Annotated in this window: 11 protein-coding genes; 9 read left to right on the top strand and 2 right to left on the bottom strand. The window is 55.7% G+C overall.

Going from position 1 to position 13,037, the window contains the following annotated elements:
- The first annotated feature begins 59 nt into the window (after positions 1-59).
- The 4 genes from fliD (at position 60) to Q674_RS31675 (ending at position 4,383) form a co-directional block, all read left to right on the top strand.
- A complete protein-coding gene (gene fliD / locus Q674_RS31690; protein WP_023009003.1) occupies positions 60-1,466 on the top strand; it encodes a flagellar filament capping protein FliD in 1,407 nt (468 codons plus the stop codon).
- A 63-nt stretch (positions 1,467-1,529) separates the two neighbouring features.
- Entirely contained in the window at positions 1,530-1,934 is a 405-nt protein-coding gene (fliS, locus tag Q674_RS31685; protein ID WP_023009002.1) for a flagellar export chaperone FliS, read from the top strand.
- 133 nt (positions 1,935-2,067) lie between these two features.
- Positions 2,068-3,279: an argininosuccinate synthase gene (locus Q674_RS31680; RefSeq protein ID WP_011786034.1), complete on the top strand. Its 1,212-nt coding sequence runs from the start codon at positions 2,068-2,070 to the stop codon at positions 3,277-3,279.
- A 90-nt stretch (positions 3,280-3,369) separates the two neighbouring features.
- A complete protein-coding gene (locus tag Q674_RS31675) occupies positions 3,370-4,383 on the top strand; it encodes an AraC family transcriptional regulator (RefSeq protein ID WP_023009001.1) in 1,014 nt (337 codons plus the stop codon).
- Between the two features lie 226 nt (positions 4,384-4,609).
- Here Q674_RS31675 and Q674_RS31670 read toward each other — a convergent pair whose 3' ends face one another.
- Positions 4,610-5,581, bottom strand: coding sequence for a response regulator (locus Q674_RS31670; protein WP_023009000.1), 972 nt, complete (start codon positions 5,579-5,581; stop codon positions 4,610-4,612).
- 134 nt (positions 5,582-5,715) lie between these two features.
- On the opposite strand from Q674_RS31670, the gene Q674_RS31665 reads away from it, so the two are divergent.
- A complete protein-coding gene (locus Q674_RS31665; RefSeq protein WP_011786031.1) occupies positions 5,716-6,198 on the top strand; it encodes a YajQ family cyclic di-GMP-binding protein in 483 nt (160 codons plus the stop codon).
- Positions 6,199-6,279: 81 nt separating this feature from the next.
- Positions 6,280-7,608 carry an AmpG family muropeptide MFS transporter gene (locus Q674_RS31660; RefSeq protein WP_200865918.1) on the top strand — a complete coding sequence of 443 codons (1,329 nt, stop codon included), beginning with the start codon at positions 6,280-6,282 and terminating at the stop codon, positions 7,606-7,608.
- A gap of 7 nt (positions 7,609-7,615) precedes the next feature.
- Here the strand turns inward: Q674_RS31660 and Q674_RS31655 are convergent, their stop codons facing one another.
- Positions 7,616-9,070, bottom strand: coding sequence for a protein adenylyltransferase SelO (locus Q674_RS31655; RefSeq protein ID WP_023008998.1), 1,455 nt, complete (start codon positions 9,068-9,070; stop codon positions 7,616-7,618).
- Positions 9,071-9,150: 80 nt separating this feature from the next.
- Between Q674_RS31655 and Q674_RS31650 the strand changes: the two genes are divergently transcribed.
- The 3 genes from Q674_RS31650 to Q674_RS31640 are packed head-to-tail and all read left to right on the top strand — an operon-like array spanning position 9,151 to position 12,944.
- Complete coding sequence (locus Q674_RS31650; protein ID WP_023008997.1) at positions 9,151-9,951, top strand: HAD-IIB family hydrolase; 801 nt, start codon at positions 9,151-9,153, stop codon at positions 9,949-9,951.
- 36 nt (positions 9,952-9,987) lie between these two features.
- A complete protein-coding gene (locus Q674_RS31645) occupies positions 9,988-11,211 on the top strand; it encodes a glycosyl transferase (protein WP_022992716.1) in 1,224 nt (407 codons plus the stop codon).
- Complete coding sequence (locus tag Q674_RS31640) at positions 11,208-12,944, top strand: alpha-amylase family glycosyl hydrolase (protein WP_023008996.1); 1,737 nt, start codon at positions 11,208-11,210, stop codon at positions 12,942-12,944. Before Q674_RS31645 ends, Q674_RS31640 begins: the two co-directional genes overlap by 4 nt.
- Positions 12,945-13,037: the final 93 nt, after the last annotated feature.

The raw sequence follows: 13,037 nt of genomic DNA, 5'->3' as shown, positions 1-13,037 counted from the left end.
CTTTGCCGCCTTCGGCCGTTAACTAGGTCGTAGCAAAAGCCTTTTTAGGAGGCAGATTTATGGCAGCAATTTCATCGTTAGGAGCCGGTTCGGGTATTTTTACCAATGATCTGGTTAACCAGCTCATTGAGGCAGAGCGCGCGCCTACTGAAATGCGTCTCGACCGGCGAGAATCTGAGACCCAGGCAAAAATTTCTGCCTATGGACGGATTCGTAGTGCTCTTGAAGCTCTGCGCTCTCCTATGGAAGCGCTGAGCAAGTCTGACAGTATGAGCGCGTATACTGCTTCTTCATCGAATGAATCCGTAGTTCGTGTCACTGTTGAGTCTTCTGAAGCGAGCAGGGGCAGTTATAACCTAGATGTGAAACAGTTGGCTCGTGCTCAGTCTTTGGCTTCTACTGAATTTACGGATCGTGATACCACTCCAGTCGGAACCGGTACATTGACCTTGAACGTGGGAGGCAATGCAACGGATATTGTCATTGACGAGTCTAATAATACTCTTGAGGGAATCGCTGAAGCCATTAACGGTGCAAATGCCGGAGTTTCTGCGGGTATCGTGGACACCGGTAGTGGTTATAGATTGGTAATGTCGTCGGATGAATCTGGTACCGCCAATGAGGTCTCGATTTCGGTGACAGATAACGATAGTAATGACATCGACATGAGTGGTTTGTCTCAGTTTGTCTTTGATGGCGTTACTTCTAATATGGAGCAAACCGTAGCTGCTAAAGATGCGATTTTGGATATCAACGGTATTGAAGTGACGCGGTCGAGCAACACTGTCGAGGGGGTTGTTGATGGTGTCACTTTCACTCTGACGGAAACTGGAACCTCAACGGTTAAAATTGCTCAAGATCCTGATGAGGTGACTGGCCGGGTGCAGGCCTTCGTCGACAAGTTCAATACGCTCCAAGATCAGGTTAAAAGTGTTGCCGGATACAACCCTGCCTCTGAAAGAGGCGGGGTTTTGAATGGTGATTCGGCGATCCGTGCCATTCAGAGCGAGTTGCGCCAAATGCTGACGTCAGTTCCGACGGGGCTGGAAGATTCGCCGGTTCGTATGTTGGCAGATATTGGCATCACGACGGATCCGAGCAGTGGTAAGCTTGAATTTGATCAGACTAAGTTCAAAGAGCAGCTAAAAGCTAATCCTGATGAGGTGACGGCGCTTTTTTCTGAGTCGGAAAGTGGGGACGGAATTGCACGCCAGATGGTGGATTCGGTTGAAAAGTTTTTGGCCAGTGACGGCACGCTGGCAAACCGAACAGAAGGTCTCAGCAAGACACTTGAACGTATTGAAGATGAGCGTTTTGAGCTAGATGACCGGATTGCTAGTTATGAGGAAAGGTTGATTCGGCAATTTTCTGCGGCAGATCAGTTGATTTCTCAGATTCAAAGTACTGGCAATTATGTACAGCAGCAATTGGCAGCTTTGGCACCGCAGAATAGTAGCGGTAATTAAAGGCGAAAGTTTGATTTCTGTCGTCCCTAAAACGACAAAGAATATCGCGGAAAGAGGTTGATTATGAACGGTTTACAGGCATACCAGCGCGTAAACACCCAAACCAGTATCACTGATGCAGACCCGCACAAACTGATTCAGCTGCTTTACAGCGGAGCCATTGAGCGCATAAACATGGCAAAGGCAAGGATTCAGGCAAGGGACTTTGAGGGCAAGGGCAAGCTCATTTGCAAGGCTCTTGAAATTATTGGAGGACTGCGCGGTTTCCTGGATTTTGATAACGGTGGCGACTTAGCGGTGCGACTAGAGGCGCTTTATGACTATATGGAGCGTGCTTTGTCGCAGGCCAACGCCAAGAATGATATTGCGAAATTGGATGAAGTGATTGAACTGCTTCGTTCAATCAAAGAAGGCTGGGACGGCATCCGCGAAGAGGTGGTAAACCAGCAATCCCAGGCCGCTGGCTAACTTCGCACAATTACCTCCCATGGCGCCCCTATCCTTTGGCAGGGTAGGGGCTTTATAGCCATTCCCCCCGCCATCCCGTACAATGTTGCCCTTCTTTTCAACACATCCATTCTGTTCAGTCTGGAGCAAGGGCATGTCTGATATTAAAAAGGTGGTGCTGGCCTATTCCGGTGGCCTGGATACTTCCGTCATCGTTCGGTGGTTGCAGGATACCTATAACTGTGAGGTGGTAACCTTTACCGCCGATATTGGCCAGGGCGAGGAAGTGGAGCCGGCGCGTGCGAAAGCCGAAGCGCTGGGCGTTAAGGAAATCTACATCGAGGACCTGCGCGAGGAGTTTGTGCGCGATTACGTGTTCCCGATGTTCCGCGCCAATACCATCTACGAAGGCGAGTACCTGCTGGGTACCTCTATCGCCCGCCCGCTGATTGCCAAGCGCCTGATCGACATTGCCAACGAGACGGGTGCAGACGCCATCTCTCACGGTGCTACCGGTAAAGGTAACGACCAGGTTCGTTTTGAGCTTGGCGCCTATGCCCTGAAGCCAGGCGTGAAGGTGATCGCTCCCTGGCGTGAGTGGGATCTGAACTCCCGCGAAAAGCTGCTCAAGTATTGTGAAGAGCGCAACATCCCCGTGGAAATGAAGAAGGGCAAGAGCCCGTATTCCATGGACGCCAACCTGCTGCACATCTCCTACGAAGGCATCAACCTGGAAGACCCCTGGGCGGAAGCCGAGGAAGACATGTGGCGTTGGAGCGTATCTCCGGAAGCCGCGCCGGACAAGCCCACTTACGTGGAGCTCACCTACAGGAAAGGCGACATCGTTGCCGTTGATGGTCAGGAAATGAAGCCCCACGTGGTGCTGGAAACCCTGAACAAGCTGGCCGGTGAAAATGGTATTGGCCGCCTGGACATCGTCGAGAACCGCTACGTGGGCATGAAGTCCCGCGGCTGTTACGAAACTCCGGGTGGTACCATCATGCTGCGCGCCCACCGCGCCATCGAGTCCATTACTCTGGACCGTGAAGTGGCACACCTGAAGGACAGCCTGATGCCGCGCTATGCTGAGGTGATCTACAACGGTTACTGGTGGTCCCCGGAGCGTGAGGCTCTTCAGGCGCTGATCGACCAGACCCAGAACTACGTGAACGGCACCGTTCGCCTGAAGCTTTACAAGGGCAATGTAGACGTGGTCGGCCGTAAGTCTGACGATTCTCTGTTCGATGAGAAGATCGCCACCTTCGAAGAAGACCAGGGTGCTTACGATCAGAAAGATGCGGAAGGCTTTATCAAGCTGAACGCGCTGCGCCTGCGGATTGCCGCTGGCAAAGGCCGCAAGCTTTGATGGTTTGTTGATGCCCTGAAAACGCCCGGTTCATAACCGGGCGTTTTTGTTTATACTTTTCAAACAATTCCAACAACGAAAGTCATCACCATGAATGCGTTGGGCACAGCTTCCGTCGCCGCTTTGCGGCAGTATGTTCGCTACGCCGATGCCAAAGGTATCGCGGTTGATCCGCTGTTTGAAAAGGCGGGTTTGAAGCCGGAGATCCTGGATTCCGATGAGGGCCGAATCGGCGGTGAACAGCTCCAGGCATTTATTCACCTGCTGGCCGAACATACCGGTAACCCGGTATTGGGACTGGAGACCGGCGACTATGTGCAACCCGGTTCCTACAGTGTGCTGGGTTACATCACCATGAGCTGCGCCACGTTGGGGGAAGCGGTTACCCGTATTGCGCCCTATGAGAAGCTGGTGGGGGATATGGGTACCACCCGCCTCAAGATGAAGGGCGATTCCGCGACATTGATCTGGACCTGCAATTTTACCGATCCTGTGGTGTGGCCCCAGGTGGTGGACAATGTCTTTGCCTCCTGGATCAACTATGCGCGATGGCTGGCAGACAGCACGGACGCCACGCCGCTGGAAGTTCGCCTGAGGCGGCCTTCTCCCGGCCCGGAGCATGAGAAGGCCTATGCTTTGCGCTGGCAATGCCCTGTACAGTTTGATGCAGAGGAGGACAGTGTCACCTTTGCTCAGGCACTGCTCGCAACCCGCCTGCGTCAGCCAGACCCGCTATTGCGAAAAACCCTGGAAGCACACGCATTGTCTCAGTTGGCGTTGCTCGACACCGACACGGATCTGACCAGCAAGGTAAAGCAAAGCATCCAGAAACAGCTCGCCGAGGGCATTACCCGTCAGGATATGGTCGCCGAGGATCTTGGGATGACCAGCCGTACCTTACAGCGAAAGCTGAGTCAGGAAGGGGTGTCGTACCAGAAATTGCTGGATGAGGTGCGCCAGCAGATGGCGGAGGACTATTTGCAGAATACCGACATGAGTATTCCGGATATTGCCTTGCGCCTGGGCTACAGCGAAACCACGTCGTTTCACCGAAAGTTCAAGGCCGCGACGGGTAAGACGCCGGGGGATTTTCGCAGGCAATAAAAAAGCCAGCTTATAAAAGCTGGCTTAAGAAATTCGGAAAGAACGAAAGTGCCTGAAAAATTCGTTGATCCTGAGGAATCCACCTGCGGTACCCATATGGCGGCGGAGGTACTACTCGGCTCCTCCGCCATGGGTGGATACTGCTTGATTCCACAATGTCAGAATAAGCCTGATCGCCTTTCCTGTCTGTTTGTGAAGTGTGTCCCAGTGTTACTGTTTGTGATCGCTACACACCTTCCCGTATCTCCGGGGTGGTTTCGGTGAAACGACGGGTTTCATAGGCATCTACCAATCCTTGCACGGCTGCGCGCTCCAAATCCTGCACTGTTGGCGTGCCGTCCTGGGCATCGGCTTTGCACAGGGCCATACCGGCCTCCACAGAGATGAAGCCGGCGGTGGTTTTCAGGGCTTTGTGGTTGATGCCGTCAAAAATGCGCCGGAACGCGGTGGTGGTGCAGTGATCACTGTTGGGAAAGTAGGAGACAATCGCAAACTGGTTATCACCCACCCGACACAGGGCATCAATCGGGCGAATCAATGTGCTCAGGCGCCGGGCGATGCCGATCGACAGTTCGCTCATCACGCTGGGCGGATGTTTGCGCTTCAGCTCTTGCCAGTTACGGATGCCGCACATGACGTAGGCGGTTGACCCGCCCCGGGATTCGGCGTGGCGCAGGGTTTTCTGCAAGCGCTGACGCGCGTATTTGTTGTTGGTCAGCCCGGTTTCCAGATCAATGATGTTGCTGGATTCCAGTTCCCGGTTGTTCTCCACCAGCAGCGCGTTGGCGCGCAGCAGGGTGTTCTGCCGGTCTGCCATGCGGTCCGCCGCAAAGATGCGAGGGATGAGCTGTTTGGTCATGTCTGATTTGTAGATGAAGTCGTCCACACCCCGGTCGAACGCTTCCGACAAGGCTTCCACGCTCTCGCGGGCGGTGAGCAGAATCACATAGGTGTAGTGGTTGTTCTGCTCGTCTTGCTGGCGAACCTGGTCGGTCAGCTGCAGGCCGTCCATTTCCGGCATCAGCCAGTCTGCAATCAGTACGCTGACCGGGCGTTGTTCCATGAGTTTCAGGGCAGCCGGTGCGTTGTTGGCGATGCGTATGTCGCGGTATCCGGCATTTCGCAGCGTACGGCCCACCACCATACTGCTGAATTTGGCGTCGTCTACTACGAGAATGGGAAGATCGAGGTTTGGCATTATTTATCTACTTCTTACCAGTCCATTGTCAGATGCGGTTCGCCACAGCTCTTGGTATTCTTGGCGGTTTCGAACATCCGTAATCAAATTGTCGCCACAGTATACCCCTCCGTGGCCTTTGGAGAATAACGACTATGCCTTCTTTTGACATTGTTTCAGAAATCGAAATGCACGAAGTTACCAACGCGGTGGATCAGGCCAAGCGTGAACTGGGTAACCGCTGGGATTTCAAGAATGTTGAGGCGGACATCGAGCTGGAGGACAAGCGCCTGACTTTGAGCGCCGAGCAGGAGTTCCAGTTGGAGCAACTGGTGGACATGATGCGAATGGCCTTTGCCAAGCGCAACATCGACACCCGTGCCCTGTCGGAAGATGGCGAAAGCAAAGCGGGCAAGCTGGTGAAGCAGCATTTCACCCTGAAGCAGGGTATTGAAACGGACATGGCCAAGAAGATCGTGAAGATGATCAAAGAGCAGAAGATGAAAGTGCAGGCCAGCATTCAGGGCGACAAGGTACGGGTTACCGGCAAGAAACGGGACGACCTGCAGGAAGCCATTGCCATGTTGCGTGAGGCAGAACTGGACATCCCGCTGCAGTTCAACAACTTTCGCGACTGATTCGGAGAGGCTCTTATTTATCTTCCCCCCAATGTTGTAGCCCTGATTCGGGATACCGCCTACACCTACACCCGCTGGCAAGTGATTGCCATGTTGTTTCTCGGGTTCTCGGCGGGGCTGCCCTTTCTGCTGGTGTTTTCCACCCTCAATGCCCGCCTGGCAGACGTTGGGGTGGAGACCGCCACCATCGGTTTTTTCAGCTGGCTTGGCATTACCTATTCCATCAAGGTGTTCTGGGCACCGGTGGTGGATCGGCTGAAACTGCCGGTGCTGGACCGTTTATTTGGCAAGCGCCGCAGCTGGATTCTGCTGGCCCAGGCGGGCATTGCCACCGGGTTGTACCTGATGTCCCAGACGAACGCCCTGGCGGCTCCGGAGACACTGGCGTTGTTCGGATTGTTGGTGGCTTTTTCCTCCGCCACGCAGGATGTGGCCATTGATGCCTATCGCATTGAGATTGCTCAGGAGCGTCTGCAGGCGGCGTTAGCGGCCACATACATCTTTGGTTATCGGCTGGCGTTGCTGGTGGCTGGCGCCGGTGCACTGTATGTGGCGGAATTCTGGTCCTGGGAAGTGTCGTACCAGGTAATGGCAGCGCTGGTGGGTGTGGGTGCCCTGACGGTGCTGATCGTGAAAGAGCCGGAAGTAAACCATTTTGCGGCTGCGCAGGACATTGCCCATCGAATTGAGGAAGAGGTGGAGAAACGAAGCCACCTGCCGGAACGCCTGGCCAGGTTAACTGGCTGGTTCTATGCCGCGGTGGCTGGCCCGTTTCTGGACTTCTTCCGTCGGTATCGGGAGCTGGCGGTGGCCATTCTGGTGCTGGTGGCGGTGTATCGCATTTCGGATATTGCCATGGGGGTGATGGCCAATCCGTTCTATCTGGATTTTATGGGTTTCAGTAAAACCCAGGTGGCCGATGTCACCAAGGTGTTCGGGTTTTTTATGACCATTGTTGGCTCCATGGTCGGTGGGGTGCTGGTGGTGCGCTATGGCGTGCGCCGGATACTGCTGGCAGGTGCCGTCATGACGGCGGCAACCAATCTTCTATTCGTGCTGCTAGCCCAGCAACCACCGGATATCGCGGCGCTGGCCTTGGTGGTGAGTGCCGATAACCTCAGTGGCGGTATTGCCAACGTGGCGCTGATTGCCTGGCTGTCCAGCATGACCAGTGCCTCGTTCACCGCCACCCAGTATGCCTTGTTCAGCTCGCTGATGACGCTGCCGGGCAAGTTCCTGGGGGGCTTTTCCGGGATTGTAGTGGCGAACTTTGGCTACGCCGAGTTCTTCCTGATTGCGGGGTTGATGGGCGTGCCTGCGATTCTTCTGGTGCTGTTTATGATGCGACACGGCGCCAGGCTGGATGCGCTGGCGCCCGTCAAACATGAGGAAGATGCCCTGGTGAAATAGCGGCCGTTCAGGAAGAGCAGCTGATGTTCAGATGTTTCCCCCAATCCGGTGGCAGGGCAGCGTATTTCTCATACTCGGGTTGCTCATCAAAGGGCTTTTCCAACACCTTGAGCAGTTCCTTCATTGGCTCATAGTCGCCGTTCTGCGCCTCCAGGATGACTTGCTGGGCCAGGTAGTTGCGCAGAATGTACTTCGGGTTTACCCGGCGCATGGCGTATTCCCGTTCATCGTGGCCACGGGTTTCCTTCTGTAGTCTGGCTTCGTAACGTTCCAGCCACTCGTCTGCCACGCTGCGGTCTGCGAACAGATCACGAACCGGCGCGGTGCCATGGCCGTGCAGGTTGGACAGGCCGCGGAAAAACCGGGTGTAGTCCACGCGGTGTTCGTGGAGCATGCTGAAGGTGTCCATGATCAGGCCCATATCTGACTCCTCCGCTTCCTCCAGCCCCAGTTTGGCAAGCATCTGGTGTTTGAAATGCTCGTTGTAGGCGGTTTCATAGCGTCGAATTCCCCGGCGAACGGTATCCTCGTCCATGATCGGCAACAACGCATTGGCCAGGTACTGACAGTTGATAAAGCCTACCTGGGGCTGGCGGTTGTAGGCATAGCGGCCTTCGTGATCGGAGTGATTGCAAACGAAGCCGGCGTCGAAATCGTCCAGGAAGGCGAAGGGGCCATAGTCAAAAGTGTCACCGATAATCGACATATTGTCGCTGTTCATCACCCCATGGCAGAAGCCAACGGCCTGCCATTTCGCGATTAGTCTGGCGGTGCGTTCCACCACTTCCTCAAACCAGCGGGCGTAGCGTTGGTCCTCCGGCAAGCTGATCAGGTGAGGGAAGTGCAGGGCAATCACATGCTCTAGCAATGTTTTCAGGGCGTCCGGCCCTTCATGGTGGGCTGCAAACTCGAAGTGGCCAAACCGGATGTGGCTTTTCGCTACCCGCATCAAAGCGGCGGCGGTCTCGATGGACTCCCGGCGCACCGGGTCTTTGGCGCTGATCATGAACAGCGCCCGGGTGGTGGGTATTCCCAGGCCATGCATGGCTTCACTGCACAGATATTCACGAATGGTTGACCGGAGTACTGCCCGGCCATCGCCGAAGCGGGAGTAGGGCGTGGTGCCTGCCCCTTTCAGGTGCCAGTCCCAGCGGGTGCCGTCTGGCCCCACGGTTTCCCAGAGCAAGAGGCCTCTGCCATCGCCCAGTTCCGGGTTATACATGCCGAACTGATGCCCGGTGTACTTCATGGCGACCGGGTCCATCCCCTCCAGGAGTTCGGCGCCGGCACCAATGGCCGCCCAGTCATTTTCATCCCGCACCAGAAATCCCATATCGCTGGCCAGGGCCTGGTTAAAGCAAACCATGCGCGGTTCAGAAAGGGGGGATGGCTGTACCCGGCTGTAGAAGCTGTCCGGTAATTCCAGGTAGCGATGTTCCACCTGAAAGCTGTTGTTGCTCATAAAACGACCTGGCTTTGGTATGAATACTGCGTATGTATAGGGTTGAAGCCTAACAACAGATTGCAGAGCAGGTGAACCAAATGCAACCACACCTGATAGTTTTCACCGACCTGGACGGCACCTTGCTGGACCATCACAGCTACAGCTGGCGGGCCGCATCGCCGGCCATGGCAAAGTTGGCCGCTAACGGTATCCCCTTGATTTTTAACTCCAGTAAAACCGCCGCCGAGATGCGCCATCTGCAAAACGCGATGGGCATACGGGCCCCCTTTATCGTCGAGAACGGTGCGGCGGCGGTTATCCCGGCGGGCTGTCTGGGCCGCACCGAAGAACAGGTGATGAATTTTGGAGCAGATCACCAGCAGGTCCTTCGCACGCTTATGGTGCAGAGAAAGGCAGGTGCACAGTTTCGGGGCTTTTCGGATATGGCGGATGCGGAACTGGCGGAGGTTGCGGGCCTGGATGAGGTGGAGGCCTCTCGGGCCCGGCAGCGCCTGGGTACGGAGCCGCTGATCTGGCAAGGCAGTGACCCGGAGCTGGACCAATTCAGTGCGGCACTGGGGCGTGAGGGGCTCCGTCTGGTGCAGGGGGGGCGTTTCTGGCACGCCATGGGGCGCTTCGACAAAGCCGAGGGGGCCCGCTTTTTGCTGGAGCAATACCGGGAGCACTATCGGGGCGAGCCGCTAGTCACCATCGCATTGGGCGACAGCCCGAACGACCAGCGCATGCTGGAGGCCGCGGATATCCCGGTGGTGATTCGCGGGGTGAACAGCGATCAGGTCCAGTTACCATCGCAGAAGCACCCCATGCGCTCCCTGAAGCCCGGCCCGGAGGGTTGGAACGAATGCGTACTCAATCTTCTTTTTGAGTACGGCTACTAGGCCGCCTGGTGTGGCCAAAAGTAAAGGAGAGGCGCCATGGGCGACTTTTACCAGAATGGCATAGTAACGACCCTGCACAATCTTGTGCGACGACCGGTAGAAGACATCGAGGCCGATCTGCTTCAGTTCCGTAAAGCGCGGCCCATGTCACTGGTGTTGCCGTCGCTGTATTCAGAGCTGGAAGGCCCCGCCCTGAAACACATTGTCCAGGAGCTGGCAAAGGTGCCTTACCTGGAAGAAATCGTGATCGGGCTCGATCGTGCCGATGAAGCACAATACCGGCACGCATTGGAGTACTTCTCCGAACTGCCTCAGCCGTTCAAGGTACTGTGGAACGATGGGCCGCGTTTGCGGGCCATCGACCTCAAGCTTCGCGAGCAGGGCCTGGCCCCAACTGAAATGGGTAAGGGGCGGAATGTCTGGTATTGCTTCGGTTATGTCCTGGCCTCCGGGGTGAGCAAATCGGTGGCGTTGCATGATTGCGATATCCTGACCTACTCGCGGGACCTGCTGGCACGGTTGATTTACCCGGTGGCCAACCCTGGATTCAACTACATGTTCTGTAAGGGCTATTACGCCCGGGTCGCCGACAGCAAGATGAATGGCCGTGTCAGTCGTCTGCTGGTAACCCCGTTGATCCGTGCCCTGAAAAAAGTCTGCGGCCCGAACGATTTTCTCGACTACCTCGACAGCTACCGCTATCCCCTGGCCGGAGAATTCTCGTTCCGCACAGATGTTATCAATGACCTGCGCATTCCCAGTGACTGGGGGCTCGAGATTGGTGTGCTCTCGGAGATGAAACGAAACTACGCCACCAATCGCCTGTGCCAGGTGGATATTGCTGATGTCTACGATCACAAGCATCAGGATCTCTCGCCGGAGGATGCCAGCCGAGGGCTGTCCAAAATGAGCGTGGATATCGCCAAGGCCCTGTTCCGAAAGCTGGCCACCAATGGCGAAGTGTTCTCCAATGAAAAGTTCCGCACCATCAAGGCGACCTATTTCCGTATTGCTCTGGATTTTGTGGAAACCTATCAGAACGACGCCGTGATCAACGGGCTCGGCTTTGATCGGCACAAGGAAGAAAAGGCGGTGGAATTGTTTGCCCAGAATGTGATGCGCGCCGGTGCCTACTTCCTGGATAACCCCATGGACACCCCCTTCATCCCCAGCTGGAACCGGGTGACCAGTGCCATTCCGGACATTCGTGAGCAACTGCTGGAGGCTGTTGAACTGGACAATCAGGAATATCGGCCATGATTCAGCCACTGAAGAGCAAGCTGCAAGGTATGCTCGAGGTCGTCTATCCCTCGGTAGATTGTGACTTTCTGGCGGAGCAGTTACTGGCCACCATGGGGCTGGCGCCCAATGCCGACGCCCCACCGGCCCACCAGAACCATTGGGACGAAACCGATGTGTTGCTGATTACCTACGCGGATACGCTTCAGCAATCGGACGAGAAGCCACTGGTGACGCTCAAGCGCTTCCTGGATGACTGCCTTAAGGACTCCGTTTCCGCGGTGCACATACTGCCGTTTTTTCCCTTCAGCTCTGATGATGGCTTTTCGGTGATGGATTACCTGGCGGTGAATGAGAGTCACGGTGGCTGGCCGGAAATTGAGGCCATTGCCCGGGACTACAAGTTGATGTCCGATCTTGTGATCAACCACATGTCGGCCCGCAGCCGGTGGTTCGAAAACTATAAGAAGCGCATCGACCCGGGTAAGGACTATTTCTTTGAAGGCAACCCGAAAGACGACCTCAGCCAGGTAGTGAGGCCACGTACGTCGCCCCTGCTCAATCCGGTGCAGACCGACGACGGCGAGCGCTATGTGTGGTGCACCTTCAGTGAAGATCAGGTAGACCTGAACTTTGCCAACCCGCAGGTACTGTTGGAGTTTGCGGGGATCATCCGCCAATACCTGGAACGGGGTGTGATGATTTTCCGTATGGATGCCGTGGCCTTTCTCTGGAAAGAGCCGGGCACGCCGTGTATTCACCTGCAGCAAACCCACGAGCTGATCAAGATTCTGCGCTTGCTGATTGAACATCACACGCCGGACGCGGTGGTGATTACCGAAACCAACGTGCCTAACCGGGAGAACCTGACTTATTTTGGCAATGCCAACGAAGCCCATGCCATCTATAACTTTTCGTTGCCGCCCCTGCTGATCAACACGCTGGTGACCGGCAATTGCCGACATCTGAAAACCTGGCTGATGAGTATGCCCCCGGCGCAGCTGGGCACCACCTATCTGAACTTTATCGCTTCCCACGACGGCGTTGGTCTGCGGCCCACAGATGGTCTGCTGACCGAAGATGAAAAGCAACGCCTGATCAACACCATGGAGTCGTTTGGGGGTAAGGTGTCCTACCGCCGGACGGCCGACGGGCGGGATCAGCCCTATGAGATGAACATTGCGCTCTGGGATGCCCTCAAAGGAACCGCAGAAGGCGGTGCTGACCACTGGCAGCTCGCGCGATTCCTGTGTGCGCATACCATCATGCTGGCTCTCGAGGGCATTCCCGCCTTTTATATTCACAGCTTGCTGGCCACGGAGAACGATCAGGCGCGGGTGGAGCATACCGGGCGCCTGCGCTCCATTAACCGCAGTCAATGGCAGTTGTCGCAACTGGAGGAAACTCTCGCAGATCCACTGACCCACCACAGCAAGGCATTCCGGGAGCTGAAGCGTTTGATTGCCATACGCCGCGCTCAACCTGCGTTCCATCCGAACGCCACGCAGTTCACCTTGCACCTGGGGTTGCAGTTGTTCGGGTTCTGGCGCCAGAGCATGCGACGGGAGCAGTCGGTGTTCTGTATCCATAACATCAGTCCCGAGGTGCAGCAGGTGGCGCTCAGTGATATTAATCTGATCGGAACGGATCGCTGGGTAGACTTGATCTCCGGAATGGAGGTGGATGATCTGGCTGGGTCAATCACCCTGAAGCCGTATCAGAGTGTGTGGTTGTCCAACCAGCAGAGACGCTGAGCGTTACAGCGAATGCCTCAGGAATGAGGCATGGTTGGTTTGTATTCTGTAAGTTGGTGGTTATAATCGGGGCTGCTCAGGATGAGTCAGTTC

Source organism: Marinobacter sp. EVN1 (genome assembly GCF_000475375.1).
In the GTDB taxonomy this organism is placed as follows: Bacteria; Pseudomonadota; Gammaproteobacteria; order Pseudomonadales; family Oleiphilaceae; genus Marinobacter; species Marinobacter nauticus.
The sequence above is the reverse complement of the archived record's forward strand: the minus strand, read 5'-3'. Positions and strand labels throughout refer to the sequence as shown.

Excerpts from the sequence above, each read along its gene's own strand:
- fliD (WP_023009003.1), top strand. The coding sequence starts at position 60 with ATGGCAGCAATTTCATCGTTAGGAGCCGGTTCGGGTATTTTTACCAAT.
- fliS (WP_023009002.1), top strand. The coding sequence starts at position 1,530 with ATGAACGGTTTACAGGCATACCAGCGCGTAAACACCCAAACCAGTATC.
- Q674_RS31680 (WP_011786034.1), top strand. The coding sequence starts at position 2,068 with ATGTCTGATATTAAAAAGGTGGTGCTGGCCTATTCCGGTGGCCTGGAT.
- Q674_RS31675 (WP_023009001.1), top strand. The coding sequence starts at position 3,370 with ATGAATGCGTTGGGCACAGCTTCCGTCGCCGCTTTGCGGCAGTATGTT.
- Q674_RS31670 (WP_023009000.1), bottom strand. The coding sequence starts at position 5,581 with ATGCCAAACCTCGATCTTCCCATTCTCGTAGTAGACGACGCCAAATTC.
- Q674_RS31665 (WP_011786031.1), top strand. The coding sequence starts at position 5,716 with ATGCCTTCTTTTGACATTGTTTCAGAAATCGAAATGCACGAAGTTACC.
- Q674_RS31655 (WP_023008998.1), bottom strand. The coding sequence starts at position 9,070 with ATGAGCAACAACAGCTTTCAGGTGGAACATCGCTACCTGGAATTACCG.
- Q674_RS31650 (WP_023008997.1), top strand. The coding sequence starts at position 9,151 with ATGCAACCACACCTGATAGTTTTCACCGACCTGGACGGCACCTTGCTG.
- Q674_RS31645 (WP_022992716.1), top strand. The coding sequence starts at position 9,988 with ATGGGCGACTTTTACCAGAATGGCATAGTAACGACCCTGCACAATCTT.
- Q674_RS31640 (WP_023008996.1), top strand. The coding sequence starts at position 11,208 with ATGATTCAGCCACTGAAGAGCAAGCTGCAAGGTATGCTCGAGGTCGTC.